This is a genomic window from Citricoccus sp. NPDC055426 (assembly GCF_040677445.1).
Lineage (GTDB): Bacteria > Actinomycetota > Actinomycetes > Actinomycetales > Micrococcaceae > Citricoccus.
Genome location: NZ_JBFARZ010000005.1, coordinates 139,362 through 160,885, shown reverse-complemented (window position 1 = coordinate 160,885; position 21,524 = coordinate 139,362). Strand labels below are relative to the sequence as shown.

Here is a 21,524-nt window from a genome sequence, read left to right as displayed (position 1 = left end):
ATGACTCCCGCTTCCCCCACCGAACAGAACCAGCACGACGGCGGCGCCTCCTGCCGCGGTTGCGTCTCCTCCGGCCCGTCCCGGCGGGCCTTCCTGGAACGCGGAGCGCTGATCGGCGCCGTGGGCGTGGCCGGCGCGGTGGGGCTGACGGCGTGCACGGACGACATCCGTTCCGAGGACAGCGCCCCCTCGCACCACATCGGCGGCACGCCCACTCAGGCGGTGCAGCTGGCGGAGCTGCCGGTGGGAGGCATGACCACCGCGCAGGTGGAGGGGCGCACGCTGTTGATCAGCCGGCCGGGCCGCGACGAGGTGCACGCCTTCTCGGCGGTCTGCACGCATCAGGGCTGCACCGTGGCGCCGGGCGTGGAGAACGGGGAGGACGTCTTCGCCTGCCCCTGCCACGGCTCGCACTTCGACACCAGGACGGGCGAGCCCTACGCGGGTCCGGCGAAGAAGCCCCTGACCGGGTACACCGCCGCGATCGACGGTGACTGGGTGATGGTCACCCTCTAGAGTCCGGTCATCGTCCGGAGTTCGGCCGCCGCGGCGGGTTGACGATGACCCGGTTGCTGTTGGGGTCCCACTCCGGCTGCTCGGCCTTGCGCCGCTCGTAGTAGTGGAAGCGCCACCACATCCAGACGGCCGGGCCCAGCACGGGCAGCAGGAACATCGCGAAGGCCCACGGGATCCTCCGTCCGGGGCTCAGCGGCGAGTGCGAGAGCGAGACCAGGGACCACACCAGCAGCACCAGGATCGCGATCGCCAGGATCCACAGCAGGACTTGCACCGGATCCACTAGAACAGCGCGACCTTCGGCACGGCCGGGAAGATCTCGTCCATCTCGGCCCGCTCGGCGTCGGTGGGCACCCAGCGCACGGCGGCGGCGTTCTGGAGGACCTGCTCCGGGCGGGTGGCCCCGGCGATCACCGAGGTCACCGGCTCCTGGGCGGCCAGCCAGCTGAACGCGAGCTCCACCTCGGTCAGCCCGCGCTCGCGCGCGAACCCACCGAACCGGCGCAGCTGCTCCAGGTCCGCGTCCTCGACCATGTGCTGACGCGTGTGGGACAGCCGCGAGCCCTCGGGGGCCGTGCCGGCGGAGTACTTGCCGGTCAGCATGCCGTTGGCCAGCGGGAAGAAGGGCAGCACGCCCAGCCCATAGGCCGCCGATGCCGGGAGCACCTCGAGCTCGGCGCGGCGGTCCAGCAGGTTGTAGTGGTTCTGTGCCGAGATGAAGCGCTCGGTGCCCAACTCACGGGCCACGAACTCGGCCTCCGCGATCTGCCAGCCGGCCCGGTTGGAGTGCCCGATGTACCGCACCTTGCCGGAGCGCACCAGCTCGTCCAGGGCGGAGAGCGTCTCCTCGATCGGCGTCTTTCCGTCCGGGGTGTGGAACTGGTAGAGGTCGATCCAGTCCGTCCCGAGCCGCCGCAGGGAGGCCTCCACGGCCTTCACGATGTACCTCCGGGAACCGCGGGCGGAGAAGTCGTTGCCGTTGGCGCCCTTCATGTCCATGCCGAACTTGGTGGCCAGCACGATCTCCTCGCGGCGGTCCCCCAGCGCGCGGCCCAGTCGCTCCTCGCTGAGCCCCGGGGTGGCCCCGTAGGTGTCCGCCACGTCGAAGAGCGTCACCCCGGCGTCCAGGGCGGCGTGCACGACGGCGTCCGTGCCCTCCTGCTGGAGCGTGGCCGTCCCGGGGCGGCCCAGGTTGTTGCAGCCCAGCCCGACGACGGAGACGGACAGGCCGGAGCGGCCGAGGCGGCGGTGTTCCATGCTCAGCGGTCCCTTCAGAGTGAGGTGGTCACGCGCGAGGGCTGCACCTGCGCGAACTTGGCGGCTGCCGGGATCTCGGCGGCGGCCTTGCGGGGGTGCACCGTGGCGACCTCGAAGAGCACCCGGCCGGATTCCTGCTGCTCCCCCACGACCTCGCCGAGGCCCCGCCAGGCCAGCTGGTTGGTGATCTCGCCGCGCAGCCGGTCCACGAGGGACGTCTCCACGGTGGTCGGAGCCGCGCCCTTGAGCCGGTAGGCGACCTGCAGGGTCTTCACCTCATCGCCGGTGAGCTCGGCGAAGCCGTCCTCGGCGCACTGCGCCGCGAAGCCGGCGAGCAGCTGATCACCGGCGGCGTCGTCCGCGACCTTCTCGGCCGTCGTCGTGCCGGTGGTCCCGAGGCGCCCGTGGTGGACGATCACCTCGCCGCTGCCCGGTGCGAACCAGGCCTCGCGGTAGTCCACCCGCTGCTGGCCGTCCTGCTCGGAACGCCGGTAGGTCCGTACAATGCTCACTTCTTGCCCTCCGTGGTGGGGGTCGTGGGGATCTGGCTCATCTGGCCGGTCAGCGGCCGGGCGAAGGGGACCTTGGTGCCGAGCACCTGGGCCACCGTGTCCTGCGCCACCTGACGCGCGGTCAGCCCGCTGCGCTCCAGCACCTGCTCACGGGTCCCATGGGCGAGGTACTCCACGGGCAGGCCGACCTCGTTCAGGGCGGTGTCCACGCCGGCCGCACGCATCTCCTGGCGGATCCGGGAGCCGACGCCGCCGGCCTTCACCCCGTCCTCCAGGCACACCACGATCCGGTGGCGGGCGGCCAGGGCGATCACGGAGCCCCGCACGGGCAGCACCCAGCGCGGGTCGACCACGGTGGCGGAGATGCCCTGGTCCGACAGCCGCGCGGCCACGTCCAGGCCCAGTTCGGCCAGGGATCCGACGGCGACGACCAGCACGTCCCGCTCGGCCCCGGGCTCCTCGGAGGCGGCGCCGAGGCGCAGCAGCACGTCCACCCCGTCCGGCAGGCGCTCCAGGGCCGCGATCTCCGGGCCCACGGAACCCTTGGAGAAGCGCACCACGGTGGGGGCGTCCTCCACGACCACGGCCTCCCGCAGCTCCTCGCGCAGCCGCTGGGCGTCCCGGGGTGCGGCGATGCGCAGGGTGGGTACGGACTGCAGCAGGGCCAGGTCCCACATGCCGTGGTGGCTGGGTCCGTCCGGGCCGGTGACGCCGGCGCGGTCCAGCACGAAGGTGACCCCGGCCCGGTGCAGGCCCACGTCCATGAGCACCTGGTCGAAGGCGCGGTTGAGGAAGGTGGCGTAGACGGCCACCACGGGGTGCAGACCGCCGAAGGCCATGCCGGCGGCCGAGGTGACGGCGTGCTGCTCGGCGATGCCGACGTCGTACACGCGGTCCGGGTGGCGTTCGGCCATCAGGCCCAGGCCCACCGGGATCCGCATGGCGGCGGTGATGGCCACGATGTCCTCGCGCTCGTCCGCGATCGCGGCGATCTCCTCGCCGAACGCGGACGTCCACGAGGGGCCCGATCTGGAGGCCACCGGGTCGCCCGTCTCCGGGTCGATCTTCCCGATGGCGTGGAACTGGTCGTCCTGGTGGGCCACCGCGGGCGCGTAGCCGTGGCCCTTCTCCGTCATGGCGTGCACGATCACGGGGCCGGCGTAGTTCTTGGCGTCCGCCAGCGCCTCCTCGAGCTCGGCCTGGTCGTGGCCGTTGACGGGGCCGATGTACTTCATCCCCAGGTCTTCGAACAGGCCCTGGGGCGCCCACCAGTCCTTGATGCCCTTCTTGGTGGCGTGCAGGGACTTGTAGACGAAGCGCCCGGCGGTCCCCGTTCTCTGCAGCCGTGACTTCCAGTAGTCGAGGGTGTCCTCGTAGCTGCGATGGGTGCGGAGCTTGTCCAGGAAGGCCCGGCGCAGGCCGGAGAGCTGGTTGGCGAGCCCGCCGACGGTGGGGGCGTAGGAGCGGCCGTTGTCATTGACCACGATCACCACGCGGCGGTCCCGGTCCGCGGCGATGTTGTTGATGGCCTCCCAGGCCATGCCGCCGGTCAGCGCGCCGTCCCCGATCACGGCCACCACGGTGCGGTCGCCCTCACCGCGCAGGGCCCAGGCCCGGGAGATCCCGTCCGCCCAGGACAGGGACGAGGAGGCGTGGGAGGACTCGACCACGTCATGCACGGACTCGGCGCGGTCCCCGTACCCGGAGAGACCGCCCTCCTGGCGCAGCGTGGAGAAGTCCTGGCGGCCGGTGACGAGCTTGTGCACGTAGGACTGGTGGCCCGTGTCGAAGATGACGGCGTCCCGCGGCGAGTCGAAGCTCCGGTGGATCGCCAGGGTCAGCTCCACCACCCCGAGGTTCGGCCCCAGGTGCCCGCCGGTGCGCGAGACGTTCGCGATCAGGAAGGCCCGGACCTCCTGCGCCAATTGCCGTGTCTGGCCCCGGGTGAGGCGGTGCAGGTCCTGCGGGGTGCGGATCGATTCGAGAAGGCCCACGGGCTGGCGGTCCTTTCGGCCGGAGGGTGAAGAGGAGAACAGCTCCCCCCAGAATACCGCGCGGCGGAAAGCCTGGGGCACGACGCCGGCGGGCCGGGTCCCCCGTGAGGGGAACCCGGCCCGTGGCGGAGGCGGCTGCCTACTTCTTCGCGGCGATCTGGCGCAGCACGTACTGCAGGATGCCGCCGTTGCGGTAGTAGTCGGCCTCACCGGGGGTGTCGATGCGGACGACCGCGTCGAACTCGGTGACCTTGCCGCTCTCATGGGTGGCGGTGACCTTGACGGTCTTCGGGGTGGAGCCCTCGTTCAGGGCGGTCACGCCGGAGACGTCGAAGGTCTCGGTGCCGTCCAGGCCCAGCGAGTCCGCGGACTCGCCCTCGGGGAACTGGAGCGGCAGCACACCCATGCCGATCAGGTTCGAGCGGTGGATGCGCTCGAAGGACTCCGTGATGACGGCCTCGACGCCCAGCAGCGCGGTGCCCTTGGCGGCCCAGTCGCGGGACGATCCGGTGCCGTACTCCTTGCCGGCCAGCACCACGAGGGGGGTGCCGGCGGCCTGGTAGTTCTGCGCCGCGTCGTAGACGTAGGCCTGCGGGGATCCGTCCTGGGTGAAGTCGCGGGTGAAGCCGCCCTCCACACCGTCCAGCAGCTGGTTCTTGATCCGGATGTTGGCGAAGGTGCCGCGGATCATGACCTCGTGGTTGCCACGGCGGGAGCCGTAGGAGTTGAAGTCCTTGCGCTCCACGCCGTTCTCCAGCAGGTACTTGCCGGCCGGGGTGTCCGACTTGAAGGAACCGGCCGGGGAGATGTGGTCCGTGGTCACGGAGTCGCCCAGCTTGAGCAGCACGCGGGCGCCCGAGATGTCCTTCACCGGGGTCGGCTCGGCCGGCATGCCCTCGAAGTACGGGGGCTTCCGGACGTAGGTGGACTCCGCGTCCCACTCGAAGGTGTCGCCCTCGGGGGTCTCCAGGGCCTGCCAGCGGTGATCGCCGTCGAAGATGGTCCCGTACTCACGGGTGAACATCTCGGTGTCGATCGAGCGGTCGATGATCTGCTGGACCTCGGTCGGCTCCGGCCAGATGTCCTTGAGGAACACGTCGTTGCCCGCGGAGTCCTGGCCCAGCGGATCGTTCTCGAAGTCGAAGTCCATGGTGCCGGCCAGGGCGTAGGCGACCACCAGCGGCGGGGAGGCCAGGTAGTTCATCTTCACGTCCGGGTTGATGCGACCCTCGAAGTTGCGGTTGCCGGAGAGCACCGAGGTCACGGACAGGTCGTTGTCCTGGATGGCCTGGGAGATCTCGGACTCCAGCGGGCCCGAGTTGCCGATGCAGGTGGTGCAGCCGTAGCCCACGATGTTGAAGCCCAGGGCGTCCAGCGAGGGGATCAGGCCGGACTTCTCGTAGTACTCGGTGACCACGCGGGAGCCGGGGGCCACGGAGGTCTTGACCCAGGGCTTCGAGGTGAGGCCCTTCTCCACGGCGTTGCGGGCCAGCACGGCGGCCGCCATCATCACCGAGGGGTTCGAGGTGTTGGTGCAGGAGGTGATCGAGGCGATCGAGACCGCACCGTGGTCCAGCTGGAACTCACGGCCGTCCTCCATGGCCACGCCCACGGACTTGGACGGGCGGCCGGCGCCGGCCTCGTCCTCGGTGGCGTAGTTGTGGATGTCCTTGCGGAACTGGTCCTTGGCGTCGGTGAGCTCGATGCGGTCCTGCGGACGCTTCGGGCCCGAGATCGAGGGGACCACGGTGCCCAGGTCCAGTTCGAGGTACTCCGAGAACTGGATCTCCTTGGAGGGATCGTGCCAGAGGCCCTGCTCCTTGGCATAGGCCTCCACCAGCGCGATGCTCTCCTCGGAGCGGCCGGTCAGGCGCAGGTAGTCCAGGGTGACGTCGTCGATCGGGAACATGGCGGCGGTGGAGCCGAACTCCGGGGACATGTTGCCGATGGTGGCGCGGTTGGCCAGCGGCACGGAGCCGACGCCCTCACCGTAGAACTCCACGAACTTGCCGACCGCGCCGTGCTGGCGCAGCTGCTCGGTGATGGTGAGCACCACGTCCGTGGCGGTGGCGCCGGCCGGGATGGACCCGGTCAGCTTGAAGCCGACCACGCGCGGGATGAGCATGGAGACCGGCTGGCCCAGCATGGCCGCCTCGGCCTCGATGCCGCCGACGCCCCAGCCCAGCACGCCCAGGCCGTTGACCATGGTGGTGTGGGAGTCGGTGCCGACGCAGGAGTCCGGGTAGGCGCGCAGCACGCCGTCCACCTCGCGGGTCATGACGGTGCGGGCCAGGTTCTCGATGTTGACCTGGTGCACGATGCCCATGCCCGGGGGGACGACCTTGAAGTCGTTGAACGCGGACTGGCCCCAGCGCAGGAACTGGTACCGCTCGCCGTTGCGCTGGTACTCGATGTCCATGTTGCGCTCGATGGCCTGGTCGTTGCCGAAGGAGTCGATCTGCACGGAGTGGTCGATCACGAGCTCGGCGGGGGCCAGCGGGTTCACGCGGGAGGCGTCGCCGCCGAGGTCCTCGATGGCCTCACGCATGGTCGCGAGGTCCACGATGCAGGGCACACCGGTGAAGTCCTGCATGATGACGCGGGCGGGGGTGAACTGGATCTCGGTGTCCGGCTGGGCGTTGGGGTCCCAGGAGCCCAAGGCCTTGATGGTCTCGGCGGTCACGTTCGCCCCGTCCTCGGTGCGGAGCAGGTTCTCCAGGAGGACCTTCAAGGAGTACGGGAGCTTCTCGGCGCCCTCCACCTTGTTCAGCCGGAAAATCTCGTACTCAGCGCCATTGACGTCCAGGACGCCTTTGGAGCCGAAGCTGTCAACAGTAGTCACGGGGGACTCCTCATTCCCGCCCTGGGTCAGGGCGATTGGCCGGTCTGTCAGTGCCATAGCCGGTCCACCGGTTGCTCCGGGACCGCGTGCGGGCGATCCCCGGCCGATGGTGGCAGCCACATGCCGATCCTGGGCCGGTGGTCTGACGACACCGTCACAGGGGGCTCGCCTCCCATCCTAGCCCGATGGTCGGCAGGATCACGTTCATGCGTCAGGGGCGCGTGAGCACCGCCACGGACTCCATGTGGTGCGTGTCCGGGTAGAGGTCGAAGACCTGGACCGACTCGGCCGCCCACCCTGCCTGGGCGAGTAGCCCCAGGTCCCGGGCGAAGGAGGCCGGGTCGCAGGAGACGTAGACGATCCGCCCGGGGTCCAGCCGGTGGATCCGCTCCACGGCGGCCTTACCGGCGCCGGCCCGTGGCGGGTCCAGGACCACCGTGTCCACGGAGCGGCCGTCCAGCCCGCAATCGGCCACGGGCTTCTCGGGCTGGCTCAGCCAGCCGCCGAGCACCCGGTCCGTCATGCCGTTGAGGACGGCGGCCTGGGTGACGCCGTGCAGGTTGCGGCGGGCGTCCCGGCTGGCCCCCGGGGAGGCCTCCACGGACAGCACCAGGCCCTCGGGGCCGACGGCCTTCGCCAGGAAGGCGGAGAACAGCCCGGCTCCGGCGTAGAGGTCGGCGATCACCTGGCCCGGCTGCGGCGCGGCGGCCTGCAGCACGGCGTCCACCAGCATCTGGGGGGCCGAGCGGTGGACCTGCCAGAAGCCGTCACCGGTGATCCGGAACGGGTGGTGGTCCCCGCGGGCGCTGGTGACCTCCTCCTGCGTCCAGGTCCGCCCCCGCAGCCGGTGCACCTCGGGGCGGTCGTCCGGGGTCCGGCCCGGCACGGTCAGCGCCACCGAGGTGCCCTCCGGCAGGCGGGCCGTCTGGCGGTGCATGCGCCCACCGAGGCTGGACGGGTCCACGCCCTCGGCCGGGGTCAGCAGCACGAGGGACGGTTCGCCGGTGCCGGGGGTGGCCACATCCACCCGGGCGATCCCGGTGAAGTCGAGTTCCCAGAGCTTCAGGGCGTCCAGCCCGTAGACCCCGAGGGGCATGTTCCGGACCGGGACCAGCACGTTGGAGCGGTGGGCGTGCATGGCCAGCCGGCCCGTGGGGGTCACGGCGAAGGCGTTGCGGGTGCGCCAGTGCAGACCGGAGGGCTCGTCCCCCTCGGCGCCGGTGACGTGGACGTCCAGCTGGATCCCGGCGATCCGCGCCACGGTGTCCCGGAACACCTGGGCCTTGAGCCGCCGCTGGTGCGGCAGCACGATGTGCCCGTACTCGGCCCCGCCCACGGGCAGGCGGCCGGCGGCGTGGGCCCGCAGGGAATCGGCCAGCTTCCACTGGTGGGTCCGGCGGAATTCGGAGCCGTGCAGGACCTCGATGGTGTCCGCCCGCCAGAAGCGGGCCCCCTCGCCCGCCTCGGTGACCACGGCACGGACCACCTCGCTGGGGATGGCATGCCGGACGAACACCACCCGGCCCTCGTGACGGGCCACGCAGTGGCCGCCGTGGGCCATGGGACCGATCTCCAGTTCGAGGACCCGTGGGGCCTCCGGCGCCCCCGGCATCTCCCGAACCGGCGGGCGGGTCCTCTCGGCCTTGCTGGTCTCCCGGGTGGGCGTCATCCTGGCCGGCCTCCTTCAGGGGTCATGGTCTCCGGAATCCATCCGGTCCGTTTGTCCGGCAGAGATCCGCACACCTTTGACCCGACTCTACTGGTCCGGCCCCGTTCTCGTCTGGCCCAGCGGAGATTCGGGTAGGCGATGCGTACCTCCACCCGCGCCGGAGAGCTGCCACGGCACCGAGGCGACCATCACCCCGGGCTCGCGGTGCAGCCGGTCCTTGAGGCGTGTGGTGGTCCGGTTGTGCAGCAGGCGCTGCCAGCCGCGGGCGACCACATACTCCGGGATGTACACCACCACCAGGTCCCGCGGCGAGGTCCTGCGGTGGGCCCGCAGATGGCGGATCAGGGGTTCGGAAATCTCCCGGTAGGGCGAGGCCAGCACAGTCACCGGCACCGGCAGCTCCAGGCGGTCCCAGGCCGTCAGCACCTCCTGCGTCGACCCCTTGTCCAGGTCCACCACCACGGCCTCCAGGCTAGAGGGGCGGGAGGCCCGCGCATAGGCGACGGCCCGCAACGTGGGCCGTTGGACGGACATCACGAGGATGACGGCATGGACGCGGGACGGCAGGGCCCGGGCGTCCTCCGCGGGGGTCAGGTCGAGTTCGGAGGCCACCGCGTCATAGTGGCTGCGGATGCGGGACATCACGAACACCATGGCCGCGATGGCCAGCAGCGCGACCCACGCCCCCTGGCCGAACCGGGTCACGAGCACCACGAGCGCCACCAGGCCCGTGACCACGAACCCCACCAGGTTCACCAGCCGGCGGGTCCGGACCGCCTGCCGGGCCCGCGTCCCCGGGGTGTGGGCCAGCTGCCGGCCCCAATGCCGCACCATGCCCAGCTGACTCACGGTGAAGGAGAGGAACACCCCGATCACGTAGAGCTGGACCAGCAGGGCCGTCTGGGCCTGGAACACCCACACGAGCCCCAGCGCGGCCAGGGTCAGCAGCACCACCCCGTTGGTGTACCCCAGCCGGTCGCCGCGGGTGAGGAGCTGGCGTGGCAGGTAGCCGTCCGCGGCGAGCCGGGACGCCAGTTCGGGGAAGGACTTGAAGGCCGAGTGCCCGGCCAGCAGCAGCAGCGCGGCCACCAGCAGCATCAGGGCCCCGCTCATCAGGCTGCCCGTCCCGAGGACCGCGTTCGCCAGCTGCGCCAGGACGGGGTGCTGCACGTAGTCCGCCGGCACCGCTCCCCCACCGGCGGCCTGCAGGGCCGCCGGGTCCAGCACGAAGACCACGTCGGTGCGGTCCGCCAGATACATCACCCCGAGGGTGGAGGCCGCGGCGATCAGGCCCATGGCCAGCATGACGGCCCGGGCCGTGCGGATGCGGGGCCGGGCCATGGCCCCCACGTTCGAGGCCGGGACCTCCACGCCGGTCGCCAGCGCCGAGCCGGAGGCGAAGGCCCGCAGGACGAGCACGGCCATCGCCAGAGGACCCAGCCCCTCCGCGAAGGCGGGATCGGGCACCGGTTCCAGCCCGGCCGACGTCGCCGGCTCCAGCAGGCCCAGGGCATCCTGGACGAGCCCGGTGACGATCATGCCGAAGAGCAGGACGAGCAGGGCGAAGGCCAGCAGGGCAGGGGTCCGGCGGCCCCGTCCGGCGCCGCGGATGCTCGCCAGCGCCAGGAGCACGACGCCGGCCACCGCCACCGCGGTCTGGCCGCCTCCCAGCCGGGGGAAGACGGCCGTCAGGTAGTGGGACATCGCCGCCATGGACACGGCCACCGTGAACACGAAGTCGAGCATCTGCGCCGCCCCGACCGTCACGCCGGCCCACGGGCCGAGGTTCGCCCGGGAGATGGCGTAGTCGCCGCCCTCCGGGTAGGCGCGGATGGACACCCGGTAGGACAGCACGATCAGCAGCATGACGGCCACCACGGCCACGCCGATCTCGGGGCCCAGGGACAGCGCGGCGGTGCCGCCGAGGGCGAGCGTCAGCAGGATCTCGTCCGGGGCGTAGGCGACGGACGACCAGGCGTTGGCGGAGAACACGGGCAGCGCCGTGAACCGGCCGAGGGGCCGGCGGTTCAGCCGTTCCGTGTCGTAGGGCCGGCCCACCACGAGCCGACGGACGGATTCCAGGACCCTTGCCACGCCCCCACGGTACCCCCGGCGTAGCGCATCCACCCGCGCGTGGCACACTGGACTCGCTGGCCGAGCTGGCCGAGCTGGTCGAGCTGGTCGAGCTGGCCGCACCGCCGGACCGGGAGGGATACGGATGGCCCACTTCGTGATCATGGGCTGCGGCCGCGTGGGATCCTCCCTCGCGCTGACCCTGGAGCAGGGCGGCCACTCAGTGGCCGTGGTCGATCAGGACGAGCAGGCCTTCCGGCGCCTCGGACGGCACTTCGGCGGGCAGCGGGTGACCGGCGTCGGGTTCGACCGCGATGCCCTGACCAGGGCCCGCATCCAGGAGGCCTATGCCTTCGCCGCCGTGTCCTCCGGGGACAACTCGAACATCATCGCGGCACGGGTGGCGCGGGAGACCTTCGGGGTGGAGCATGTGGTCGCCCGGATCTATGACCCCGGCCGCGCGGAGATCTACCAGCGGCTCGGGATCCCCACCGTGGCGGCCGTGCGCTGGTCCACGGACCAGGTGCTGCGCCGCATCCTGCCGGACGCCGACCTGGCCGGCGACTTCCGAGACGCCTCGGGTCGGATCGTGATGGCCGAGGTCCGGGTCGCGCCCGGGTGGATCGGCCGTCCCCTGGCCGAGATGGAGGCCGAGGCCGGCGTCCGGGTCGCCTTCCTCACGAGGATGGGCGAGGGGATGGTGCCCCGCGCGGACACCCTGTACCAGCAGGGAGACATCGTGCATGCCGTCCTGGCCGTGGCCGGGCAGGACGAGGCCGAACGCATCCTGGCCACCGATCCGCAGACCGGCACGGAGCGCTGGGACGAGACGGGGCACGAAGGAGATGCCAGCGGGGACGACGAACGGGACGGCGCGGCGGGCGGGGTGGTCCGGAGGTGAGGGTCGTCATCGCCGGGTCCGGTTCCGTCGGTTCCTCGATCGCCCGGGAGCTGCTCGCCAACGGGCACGAGATCCTGCTCGTGGACACCAAGCCCGAGGTGGTCTCCCGGTCCGGCCTGCGGGGCGTCAAGTGGCTCATCGGGGATGCCTGTGAGCTCGCGGTGCTGCAGGAGGCCCACCTCGAGACGGCGGACGTGCTCGTGTCCGCCACGGGTGACGACAAGGCCAACCTGGTGGTCTCCCTGCTGGCGAAGTCCGAGTTCGGGGTCGGACGGACGGTGGCCCGGGTCAACAACCCGAAGAACGACTGGCTCTTCGACGAGTCGTGGGGCGTGGACGTGGCCGTGTCCACCCCGCGGATCATGACCGCGCTGGTGGAGGAGGCCGTGGAGACCGGCGACCTGGTGCGCCTGCTGACCCTGAAGTCCGGGCAGACCACCCTCGTGGAGTTCACCGTCCCCACCAGCCACTGGACCGACGGGCGGCGGCTGGGATCGGTGTCCTGGCCGGCGGATGTCTCCGTGGTGTCCATCATCCGGGACACCCGGCCCATCACCCCCAGCGATGACGACGTCCTCGAGGCCGCCGACGAGGTGTTCTTCCTGACCACCGTGGAGTCGGAGGAACGCCTGCGTGGCCTTCTCGTCCCCGAGGACGGCGCCCAGACCTAGACAAGGAGTTCGTCCCCGTTCCGGCCCGGGTGGGCCAGCCTGCTCAGAACGTATCCACAGGTGGGCTGGCAACCCTTTACGGCGTCCGTGCCGGGCCATAGTATAGTACACATGTTCGAAGACGCGGATCGTGCTTCAGGGGTCACCTCCCCGCACGGTGCCGCGTCACCTGTTCCCGCGTTGACGGATGCCCAGGCCATCATCGGACTACGGGACTGTCTGGCCGGCATGGTCCCGGCCGCCTCCGTGGCCGCCCTCCAGACCAGCACTGCCGGCGGCGTGGATGGCGTGGGCGACCGGTACGCCGCAGGCCGCTTCGGACCCAGCGAACACGAAAGGGCCGTGCTGAGCCGTGAGGCCGAGGCCATCCACCGGATCCGCGCCCTCGAAGACCTCAAGGCCGCCTGCGCCGCCGCCCAAGCCCGCGAAACCGCAGCCCTGCACCACCACCGGATCCTGGACGAGGCCGCCCGCGGCATCCCCGCCACCCGGAGAGGACTCGGCCTGGGCAGCGAGATCGGACTGGCCCGCCGCCAGAGCCCCCAACGCGGCAGCACCCACCTACGCCAAGCCCGCCACCTCACCGACGACCTCCCGAACACCCTCACCGCCCTGCAGACCGGCCAGATCAGCGAAGACCACGCCGCCACCGTCGAACGCCACACCCACTGGCTGGACGCCCCCGGACGCCGCACCGTCGACACCACCCTGGCCGACCGACTCCCCAGCCTGGGCCTCCGCGAGCTCACCCACGAAGTCCAAGCCGCCGCCCACCGCCACGACCCCGACGCCGCCGCCGCCAAATACGACGAAGCCGTCACCGACCGACACGTCCGCATCAAAGCCACCGACCACGGCATGGCCTACCTCACCGCCCTACTGCCCGCCCTCCAGGCAGCAGCCTGCTACACCGCGATCACCGACCAGGCCGCCACCACCCTCGTCCTCGGCGACGCCGACGGACGCACACCCCAACAAGTCCTCTCCGACACCTTCACCGAACGCCTCACCGGCACCACCCCCGACCACCCCTCCCCCGTGGAGATCCAACTCATCATGACCGACACCACCCTCCTCGGCGCCAGCACTGACAGCAGCGGCAGCACCGGCAGTGACACCGGCCGTGAACCGGCCTGGATCCCCGGCCACGGCCCCCTCCCCGCCACCATCGCCCGCAAACTGATCGCCGGAGGCACCAGCACCAGTGACCCGGACACCATCAGCCAGAGTCCCGAAGCCCGCGTGTTCCTGCGTCGGCTCTTCACCTGCCCCGAGACCGGCCAGCTGGTGGCGATGGACGCCCAACGCCGCGAGTTCACCGGCAACCTGCGCCGGATGATCATGCTCCGGGACAACATCTGCCGCACCCCCTACTGCGGGGCCCCGATCCGGCACGTCGACCACGCCACCCCCTACCGACAGGGCGGGCCCACCAGCTACGCCAACGGCTCCGGACTCTGCGAACGCTGCAACTACACCAAGGAACACCCCGGCTGGACACACCAGACCACGCCCCACGACCTCGAGGTCACCACCCCCACCGGCCACCACTACACCAGCCACGCAAGACCCCTCACCCCACCACCCCTCCACGCAGCAGCCCCACCCGGCACACCACAGGCAGCGGCCCCACCCGGCACACCCCAGGCAGCACCGCCCACCGGAACGTCTTCAGCCGCGTCGACGACCCCTGGCGCCCACGAACCCGGATCACATCGTGGACCCAGAGATGAGCCCGTCCAGACGCCCGGCCAGACGCCCGGCCAGCCAGCGGTGCCCTGCACCACGGACACCACCACGGTCACGGTGAGACTGCTCCCGCCCCCGGGGGCAACGGCGAAGGTAACGGCCGCGGCAAGCCTGGCAGCACAACCCGGCTCCACGGCCCACCAGCCCAATCAAGCAGTGCCGCCACGTCCAGCAGGACCGCCCCGTCCCGCAGCGCAACACCGAGGCTTCGATCTGGCCTGGCCCCTACACCGACACAGGACTCCGGGGACTCACGTGGAGTACGCGCGGGCCGCGTAGATTCACCGGGCCCCGTTCCGCACCACGTCGACAGAGGATCCCGTCCATTCAGGTGCGGGGTTTGCTCGCGGACACCAGCCAACCGAGCCACAGGGCCAGCGCGTAGAGGGGCAAGCCCATGACCAACCGGGCCGTCCCCAACGCTGTCAGCAGATCAGCCAGGTACAGGGGCACCTGGACCACCAGGCGCAGTCCCAGGGCGGCCACCAGGATCCAGGTGGCCAGCGCATACCGGCGCCGCCTCCCAGCCTGCTGCCGCCACTGCAGCCCCTCGTTGCGGACCATCCCGAACACCAGGCCCAGCAGCGGCCAGCCGACGAACACGGACACCGAGAGCGCCAGGATGTAGGCCGCGTTGGTGACGAATCCCCACAGGTAGTAGTCCCGGGCCTCGCCGGTGTTCAGGGCGACCACCACGCACAGGGCCACGGCGGCCAAGCCGGCCAGCGCCTGCACCGGGCTCTGGCGTTGGATCAACCGGACCACGCTGAACACGGCCGCCACCGCCACCGCGGCGATGCCTGCACCCCACAGATGCTGGGTGGTGATGAACGCCACGAGGAACACGGCCGACGGCAGGACAGACTCCGCCAGCCCCCGCCAGCCCCCGACCGTGGCCAGGACGTCGATCTGACCTGTATCCGTCACCGCCGTGCCGGAGCCGACGCGCCGCAATGCCGCGTCCAACTGGGACCCGGTGTCTTCCGGAGCCGTCCCCCGGGGCGTCGGGTCGTCGGCAGACTCAGGGTCGGTGCTCATGCGGTGCTCCTGCCAGCAGTTCATATCGGGGGTTGTAGACCGTGGGAAGGTCCTGGTGGACCGAGAGGAATCCCTCGATGCGGAGCCACCGACCGGCGGTGATCCCCGGGACCCGGCGTTGGCCGATCCAGACGAGGCGGATCCGCTCACCACCGGTGGAGATCCGGCCGGGCCGCGGCGCCTGCGTCACCAGGTCCACCGCGAACCGCGCTGACTCCCCCCGGCCCTGCAGTCGCACCGACGCCACCATGCCCTCCCGGCGGACCGTGGCCCCATGGGCGCCCGTCGGCGGCGTGATCACGACCGACTCAGCGGACTTCCGTGATTTCCGGTCCGCGCTCTGGTGCCGGCGTGGCACGCCCGGGCTGTCCGGGCTGCCCCGGCTGGTTGGCCTGCCCCGGCTGGTTGGCCTGGCCCGGCTGCGGCACGGGACGCATGTTCTCCGGCGGAGTGAGCGGCAGCAACTCCCGCGGCGGGTGGGGATCATCGCCGCGCCGGACCACGATGCGGGAGAACAAGTCGTTGATGGCACTGGCCGCCTCATCCTTGAAAGCGGCCTCGCCGCCCACCACGCCACGCAGGAACCAGCGCGGGCCGTCGACGCCCACGAACCGGGCCACCCGCCATCCGGGCGAGCCGTCCGGCATGGCGGCGGGGATGCGGGCGGCGACCTCGGTGCCGAACCTCCCCTCCTGCTCACCCACCTGGGCCCCTTCGGTGGCCGCCACCGAGTCGAGGATCTCGGCTCGGATCTCATCCCACAGGCCGCCGGAGCGCGGGGCGGCGAAGGCCTGGGCCTGGATCGAGGACTGGCCGAGCTGGAGGGTGACACCGATGATGCGCTTGGTCGAGTCCTCCAGGTCCAGACGGATCTTCAGGTCCTGGACCATCGGGATGCGCAACGATCCCAGGTCGAGGTAGCCGTCCGCCTCGGGGCGCTCGGTGATATCGAAGGGCCCGGTCGCCTCGGGGACCGGTTCCACCCCGTCACGGTCCCGGGCGTCCTGGAGTTCCTCCGGAAGCACAACCGTTTCGGTCTTGACGTTCCGGTTACGTCCGAAGATCATGAGCCTGCCTGCCAATCCGTGTCGCGCATAGAAAGTAGTCGTTCAAAGCCATCAGAGCGGCCAGTCCAGCTTAGGTCAGTGCGACGCCCTCGCTGAACCGTCCTGCCCCGGGCCGAACCCGCCCGTCGATCCGAAGCCCGCGGCCCCGCGATCCGAGGCCGGCAGCGCGTCCACCACCACGAAGTCGGCCTGGGCGACCCGTTGGATGACCAGCTGGGCAATCCGGTCCCCCCGGCTGAGATGGACGGACTCGTTGCGGTCCGTGTTCAGCAGGGGCACCTTGATCTCGCCTCGATAGCCGGCGTCGATGGTCCCGGGGGCGTTCACGAGGCTGAGGCCGTGCCGCACGGCCAGTCCGGAGCGAGGATGCACCAGCCCGACGAACCCCTCGGGGAGTGCCAGTGCCACCCCGGTCGGCACCAGGGCCCGCGCGCCCGGCTCCAGCACCACGTCCACGGTGGTCCGCAGGTCCGCACCGGCATCGCCCGGCAGGGCATAGCCGGGAGGCTCGATGCCGTCGTCGAGCATGGTCAGGGCCACCAGGGGTCGTTCGACGGGGGCGGGGGCGGCGGGGAGGTCCTGGGGAACTGCTGGCTGATTCACGCGGCCACTGTACTAGCAGATCCCCGATTCACCCTGCCCGGCCAAACATGGGATTCTAGAGGTATGCATGATTCCTCCCCGGCCTCAGCCCCGGCAGCCCCAGTCCTGTACGAGGAGAAGCTCCGCCCCTCCCCCTGGATCTGGTTGATCGCCGTGATGATCTCCAGCCTGTCCATCCTGGTCTTCGTCCCGATCGGGGTGGAGATCGGACTGATCGCCGCCGTGGTGGTGTTCGCCATCATCGCCCTGCTGCTGACCGTCTCCACGCCGAAGATCGTGGTCACCGAGAGCACCGTGCAGGTGGGCCGCGCCGGCATCGAGCGCGAGCACGTGGGGCTCGTGACCGGCTACCGCGGAGATGACGCCACCCACCAGCGGGGTCCCGCGTTGCACGGGCTCGCCTTCATGTGCCTGCGCGGATGGATCGACCCGGTGGTCCGCATCCAGATCGAGGACCTGCGGGACCGGACCCCGTACTGGCTGACCAGCACGAGGAATCCGGAACGGCTGGCCGAGGTGCTGGGCGGCACCATGGCCCGTGAGGCGGGCACCGAGGACCGCCCGGGGGCCCCTGCCTAGACGGCCCCGCCTAGACGTCCCCCGCCTAGTCGAGCCGAACACTCCAGCTCAGACACCACGGGCCGGCCAGGTTGCCCTGGCCGGCCCGTGGTGTCCGAGGTGTTGCCGGTGCTGAGGCTGGTCTCAGCCTTCGCAGTCGGTGCAGAACAGCAGGCCGTTCTTCTCCTTGGCGACCTGCGAGCGGTGGCGCACGAGGAAACAGGAGGCACAGGTGAACTCGTCGGCCTGGGCTGGAAGCACCCGGACCATCAGCTCCTCACCGGAGAGGTCGGCGCCGGGAAGCTCGAATCCCTCGGCCGCCTCCGCCTCGTCCTCGTCCACCACGGCGGACTGCGTGTCCGTGCGGCGGTTCTTCAACTCCTCGATGGAGCTCTCGCTGAGCTCGTCGTCGTTCTTGCGTGGCGCGTCGTAATCGGTGGCCATAAGGGGTGTGTTCACGCTCCGCTGGTGTGGCCGGAGGGGACCGACCGTGGGTGGGATGTTGCCAAGATGACGCCGGATTCCTCGGGGGACAACTGGGGAAACCGGCCGCGAAAACCAGCCGCAACGGGCCCGTTGGGCCCATCTGTGGTCTGCGCGTCGTGGAGATTGTTCCCCACGCGCGGACAAAAGCCAAATCGCTGAGAGCGTACACGAAGCACGGATCCACGCCACACCGGGGGCGCGTGGTGCACACCGACCCCTAATCGTGGCAAAGTCGGGGAGAGAGTGGGTCACCGGGCCCTAGTCGACCGTGGAGGACAGACATGCAGGAACTCCGTCTCGTTGGTGTCCAGGAGGATGGTGGACACCTGCTGCTCAGCAACGAGGCCGGTGAGGAGTTCTCCCTGCCGGTGACCGAGGCCTTGCGGTCCGCGGCGACCCGCCCCATCGGACGCCCCTCCGCCCAGGCTGCGGACGCCGCCGAAGGCGTGCTGACCCCCCGGGACATCCAGGCCCGCATCCGTGCCGGGGCGACGGCCGAGCAGGTGTCCGCCGAGTCCGGCGTGGATCTGGACCGTGTGCGCAAGTATGAGGGCCCGGTGCTGGCGGAGCGCGATTGGATGGCACACCAGGCCCGCCGGGTGGAGGTGGCGGCCCCGCAGCCCGGTCACGACCTGTACCGCAGCACCTTCGGTGAGGATCCTGCCCTGCTCGGCGACATGGTTCGCCATCGGCTGACCTCACTCGGCATGGACCCCGCCACGGCCCACTGGGATGCCTGGCGCAACCCGGAGGGTTCGTGGACCATCACCCTCGATTTCTCCACCGAGGGCCTGGAGGGCTCCGCCTCCTCGATCGGTGACCGGCCGCCGGCCCGCTGGTCCTTCCGTCCCTCCAGCCAGCACCTGGACAACCAGAACCGCTGGGCCCAGGTGCTCTCGGAGCTCGATCCACTGGACGGCCCGTTCGGCGGCCGCCGGCTCTCCGCCGTCGGGGACCGCCCCTTCAACGTGGAGGAGGACGAGGACCCGGTCCCGCCCGCGAACCCCCGCACCCCGCGGGCGGCCCTGGACCAGGACTCCCAGGATGAGCTACTGGACGTGCTGCGAGCCCGCCGCGGGCAGCGCCTCGGCGTGGACGAGGACGGCGACGACGAGCTGGCCCTCATGCTGACGCGGGACGAACAGCCGACCCGGGACCAGGCCCGGCCACGGCTGACCGTCGCAGCGGCCCCCGCAGACAGCGCCGACGGCACGGATGGCATCGACGGCACGGACGGCCCCGACGGGGACGACGCCGAGGCCGATCGTGAGGACTGGACGGCCGCCGAGGTGGAGTACACCGATCCCTCGGCGGACCGGGACGGCGAGGACGAACCGGATACCGGACACGCCGAGGGCACGGGGGTCTCCGAGGAGTCCGACGGCAGCGAGGCGGCGGCCGAGGACACGGTCCCGGAGACCCTCCCGGGGCAGACCGCGCTGGACCTCGGGGAATCAGACACCGCGGCGGGCTCGGACAAGGGCCGCGGCAGGTCCCGCAAACCGGCCGGCCGCACCGCCGGTGCCAAGTCGAAGCGTCCGTCCGTGCCCAGCTGGGACGAGATCGTCTTCGGCCGCAAGGGCGACTGAGTCCTCGCCGGGGCGGTGCGGCGCTACCGCCGCGGCCGCTGCAGGAACAACAGCGGGACCTCGCGTTCGGCGCGGGTGGGCGAGCCGTGATGCCCCACCATCTCGAAGGCGGCCGGCGCCACCCGCCGGCCGTCGTACAGGGCCACCGGGCCGTGGGCGGCCACGATCAGGTCTCCCAGCCGCGGGGCCACCCGCGCCTCCACGTCCCCGAACCAGCCGGCCTCGATGGCCTCGCGGCGCGTCAGGATCCACGTCTGGTCCCCGAACGCGGAGCGCCAGGCCTGGGTGGTCCGCTCGCGCACGGCCGCCGAGGCATCCGCGGCCCAGTGCAGCTGGACGAACCGCGGTTCACCGGCGGTGTGCCGGATCCCGTCCACCAGTCCCGGCAGCTCGGCGTAGTCGATGCGGCCGGCCTCGGGCACGTCCACCATCCCGTGGTCTCCCGTGAGCAGCAGCACGGTGTCCTTCGGCACGGAGGTGCTGAGGCGGCGGGCGGCTCCGTCGATCTCCTCGAGGGCGTGGAGCCACTGCTCCGAGCCGAGCCCGTGCTGGTGACCGGCCTTGTCCAGCTCGTTGAGGTACAGGTAGAGCAGCACGGGCCCGGTGGCGGCGTGCAGCTCCTCCTTGGCCTTCTGGAACCGCGCCTGCAGGGTCCTCGCCCCCACGAACCGGGAGCCGCGCAGGGATGCCGTGGTCAGGGCCGAGGACTCGAAGGCCGGCAGGGACACGGTCACGGCCTCCACCCCCGGGTCATCGAAGGCGGAGACCGGCCGGTCAGCCGGGCCGGGGGCCGGACGGGTGGCGGCGAGCCGCTCGAAGACCGTGGGGTGCGGCTGCCAGGCCGCAGGCTCCGTCTGCGGGTCCCAGCCGCCGAGCTGGTTGATGACGGTGTCCCGGTCCGGGTCCAGCACGTCGTAGCCCACCAGTCCGTGGCGCCCCGGCGCGAGACCGGTGCCGAGGCTGGACAGGGAGGCGGCCGTCGTCGTGGGATAGGGCACCTGCAGGGTGGAGGAGTCCTTCTCCAGGACGGATCTCAGGAACGGCGCGTGGCCGGCGTAGCGCTTCAGCAGCGCCTTGCCCAGGCCGTCCACCATCACGACGGCGGCGCGCCGGGTCCGCGGCAACGTCAAGGTGTTCGTGAAGCCGGCGGCGCCCAGGGCGGCGGCGGCTGAGGTCAGGACCCCGGCGAGGTTCCGACCGGCGTAGCCGGGGGCCGCGGGGATCGGTGCTGCGGAGCTCACCGAGCGGACCGGGCCCCGGGTCCCTGGGCGGTGGCGCGGCGCAGCTCGCGGTAGAACGCCAGGGCCTGGTTGACGGCCTGCTGCCCCTCGGCCTCTGCCGCCACCCGCAACACGAGGTCCTCACGCGTGGAGGTCCCGGTGTAGCCGTGGTCGGCCTCGCAGTTCGGGTCGCCGCAGGCGGCCGGGGCCAGGTCCAGGCGCTGTCCACCGGCCCAGGTCACGGAGAGGGTGACCTCGGCGACGGGGTCACCGCGGCGGAAGGTCTGCGGCTGCGGGTGCATGGTGGTGGCCACCACCGAGTCGATCCGCCACAGCGGGACCATCTCGGTGGAGACCTGGGCCATCACCTGCTCGCCGGCCTCATCCATGGCGTGGTCGTCCAGGTGGAGGGCGGCCATGACGTCCCCGGCCAGGGCGAGGACGGTGATGTGGCGGTGGATCTCGTCGTAGTCGAAGTGGGTGTCCACGTGCACCAGGTGGCTGGTGACCTCCCGGCCGTCCAGCGCCGAGTCCAGGACGTCGGCCACGAGCTCCGGGTAGAACCCGGCCCGTTCGATGTCCGCTCCGAGGGTGGGTCCGGCGCCGTCCGGGGTGGTGGGCGCGGGGGCGGCCCGCCGGCGGGCGGCATCCTGTTCGGCCTGCTCAGCCTGTTCGGCACCGGAGGCGGAGTCGGCGTTCCCCGAGGAGTGCGGCCCCGAGGGGTGCGGGCCCGAACCGGGGTTCCTGCGCAGTGGAGTCATGACTCCATGGTATCGGCC

20 protein-coding genes are annotated in these 21,524 nt (G+C 71.3%); 6 read left to right on the top strand and 14 right to left on the bottom strand.

Features of this window, described 5'->3' with window-relative positions:
- Nucleotides 1–516 carry a Rieske (2Fe-2S) protein gene (locus AB0K08_RS09740; RefSeq protein ID WP_363353823.1) on the top strand — a complete coding sequence of 172 codons (516 nt, stop codon included), beginning with the start codon at nt 1–3 and terminating at the stop codon, nt 514–516.
- Between the two features lie 7 nt (nt 517–523).
- On the opposite strand, the gene AB0K08_RS09735 is transcribed toward AB0K08_RS09740, so the two are convergent.
- The 7 genes from AB0K08_RS09735 to AB0K08_RS09705 all read right to left on the bottom strand — a co-directional run bounded on the left by AB0K08_RS09735 (nt 524) and on the right by AB0K08_RS09705 (nt 10,884).
- Nucleotides 524–799, bottom strand: coding sequence for a PLD nuclease N-terminal domain-containing protein (locus tag AB0K08_RS09735; protein ID WP_363353821.1), 276 nt, complete (start codon nt 797–799; stop codon nt 524–526).
- Entirely contained in the window at nt 799–1,773 is a 975-nt protein-coding gene (locus AB0K08_RS09730) for an aldo/keto reductase (protein WP_363353819.1), read from the bottom strand. Before AB0K08_RS09730 ends, AB0K08_RS09735 begins: the two co-directional genes overlap by 1 nt.
- A gap of 14 nt (nt 1,774–1,787) precedes the next feature.
- Nucleotides 1,788–2,285: a hypothetical protein gene (locus AB0K08_RS09725; protein ID WP_363353817.1), complete on the bottom strand. Its 498-nt coding sequence runs from the start codon at nt 2,283–2,285 to the stop codon at nt 1,788–1,790.
- The gene (gene dxs, locus AB0K08_RS09720; RefSeq protein ID WP_363353815.1) at nt 2,282–4,279 is read right to left on the bottom strand and encodes a 1-deoxy-D-xylulose-5-phosphate synthase; all 1,998 of its coding nucleotides are present in this window, start codon (nt 4,277–4,279) and stop codon (nt 2,282–2,284) included. The genes AB0K08_RS09725 and dxs overlap by 4 nt, the downstream gene beginning before the upstream one ends.
- A gap of 139 nt (nt 4,280–4,418) precedes the next feature.
- Complete coding sequence (acnA, locus tag AB0K08_RS09715; protein WP_363353813.1) at nt 4,419–7,121, bottom strand: aconitate hydratase AcnA; 2,703 nt, start codon at nt 7,119–7,121, stop codon at nt 4,419–4,421.
- 211 nt (nt 7,122–7,332) lie between these two features.
- Nucleotides 7,333–8,790, bottom strand: coding sequence for a class I SAM-dependent RNA methyltransferase (locus AB0K08_RS09710; protein WP_363353811.1), 1,458 nt, complete (start codon nt 8,788–8,790; stop codon nt 7,333–7,335).
- Between the two features lie 87 nt (nt 8,791–8,877).
- Nucleotides 8,878–10,884, bottom strand: a complete 2,007-nt coding sequence (locus tag AB0K08_RS09705; RefSeq protein ID WP_363353809.1) for an APC family permease — start codon at nt 10,882–10,884, stop codon at nt 8,878–8,880.
- Between the two features lie 124 nt (nt 10,885–11,008).
- On the opposite strand from AB0K08_RS09705, the gene AB0K08_RS09700 reads away from it, so the two are divergent.
- From AB0K08_RS09700 to AB0K08_RS09690, 3 genes are all read left to right on the top strand, one after another.
- Nucleotides 11,009–11,764, top strand: coding sequence for a TrkA family potassium uptake protein (locus AB0K08_RS09700; protein WP_363353807.1), 756 nt, complete (start codon nt 11,009–11,011; stop codon nt 11,762–11,764).
- Nucleotides 11,761–12,435 carry a TrkA family potassium uptake protein gene (locus AB0K08_RS09695; RefSeq protein WP_363353805.1) on the top strand — a complete coding sequence of 225 codons (675 nt, stop codon included), beginning with the start codon at nt 11,761–11,763 and terminating at the stop codon, nt 12,433–12,435. The genes AB0K08_RS09700 and AB0K08_RS09695 overlap by 4 nt, the downstream gene beginning before the upstream one ends.
- Nucleotides 12,436–12,546: 111 nt before the next feature.
- The gene (locus tag AB0K08_RS09690) at nt 12,547–14,463 is read left to right on the top strand and encodes a DUF222 domain-containing protein (RefSeq protein WP_363353803.1); all 1,917 of its coding nucleotides are present in this window, start codon (nt 12,547–12,549) and stop codon (nt 14,461–14,463) included.
- A 48-nt stretch (nt 14,464–14,511) separates the two neighbouring features.
- On the opposite strand, the gene AB0K08_RS09685 is transcribed toward AB0K08_RS09690, so the two are convergent.
- From AB0K08_RS09685 to dut, 4 genes are all read right to left on the bottom strand, one after another.
- Nucleotides 14,512–15,222 (bottom strand): DUF3159 domain-containing protein, encoded by a 711-nt coding sequence (locus tag AB0K08_RS09685; RefSeq protein ID WP_363353801.1) that lies wholly within the window; start codon nt 15,220–15,222, stop codon nt 14,512–14,514.
- On the bottom strand, nt 15,206–15,523 hold the full coding sequence (locus tag AB0K08_RS09680; RefSeq protein WP_363353799.1) for a hypothetical protein: 318 nt from the start codon (nt 15,521–15,523) through the stop codon (nt 15,206–15,208). Before AB0K08_RS09680 ends, AB0K08_RS09685 begins: the two co-directional genes overlap by 17 nt.
- 7 nt (nt 15,524–15,530) lie before the next feature.
- Nucleotides 15,531–16,289: a DUF3710 domain-containing protein gene (locus AB0K08_RS09675; RefSeq protein WP_363353797.1), complete on the bottom strand. Its 759-nt coding sequence runs from the start codon at nt 16,287–16,289 to the stop codon at nt 15,531–15,533.
- A gap of 75 nt (nt 16,290–16,364) precedes the next feature.
- Nucleotides 16,365–16,817, bottom strand: a complete 453-nt coding sequence (dut, locus tag AB0K08_RS09670) for a dUTP diphosphatase (protein ID WP_363353985.1) — start codon at nt 16,815–16,817, stop codon at nt 16,365–16,367.
- A gap of 138 nt (nt 16,818–16,955) precedes the next feature.
- Between dut and AB0K08_RS09665 the strand changes: the two genes are divergently transcribed.
- Complete coding sequence (locus AB0K08_RS09665; RefSeq protein WP_363353795.1) at nt 16,956–17,471, top strand: DUF3093 domain-containing protein; 516 nt, start codon at nt 16,956–16,958, stop codon at nt 17,469–17,471.
- A 123-nt stretch (nt 17,472–17,594) separates the two neighbouring features.
- On the opposite strand, the gene AB0K08_RS09660 is transcribed toward AB0K08_RS09665, so the two are convergent.
- Nucleotides 17,595–17,894 carry a DUF4193 domain-containing protein gene (locus AB0K08_RS09660; protein WP_363353793.1) on the bottom strand — a complete coding sequence of 100 codons (300 nt, stop codon included), beginning with the start codon at nt 17,892–17,894 and terminating at the stop codon, nt 17,595–17,597.
- Nucleotides 17,895–18,217: 323 nt separating this feature from the next.
- Here AB0K08_RS09660 and sepH point away from each other — a divergent pair, with 323 nt between their 5' ends.
- On the top strand, nt 18,218–19,525 hold the full coding sequence (gene sepH, locus AB0K08_RS09655) for a septation protein SepH (protein ID WP_363353791.1): 1,308 nt from the start codon (nt 18,218–18,220) through the stop codon (nt 19,523–19,525).
- Between the two features lie 23 nt (nt 19,526–19,548).
- On the opposite strand, the gene AB0K08_RS09650 is transcribed toward sepH, so the two are convergent.
- Both AB0K08_RS09650 and AB0K08_RS09645 read right to left on the bottom strand, forming a co-directional pair.
- On the bottom strand, nt 19,549–20,766 hold the full coding sequence (locus AB0K08_RS09650) for a nucleotide pyrophosphatase/phosphodiesterase family protein (RefSeq protein WP_363353789.1): 1,218 nt from the start codon (nt 20,764–20,766) through the stop codon (nt 19,549–19,551).
- Nucleotides 20,763–21,506 carry a DUF5998 family protein gene (locus AB0K08_RS09645; protein ID WP_363353786.1) on the bottom strand — a complete coding sequence of 248 codons (744 nt, stop codon included), beginning with the start codon at nt 21,504–21,506 and terminating at the stop codon, nt 20,763–20,765. Before AB0K08_RS09645 ends, AB0K08_RS09650 begins: the two co-directional genes overlap by 4 nt.
- Nucleotides 21,507–21,524 lie beyond the last annotated feature (18 nt).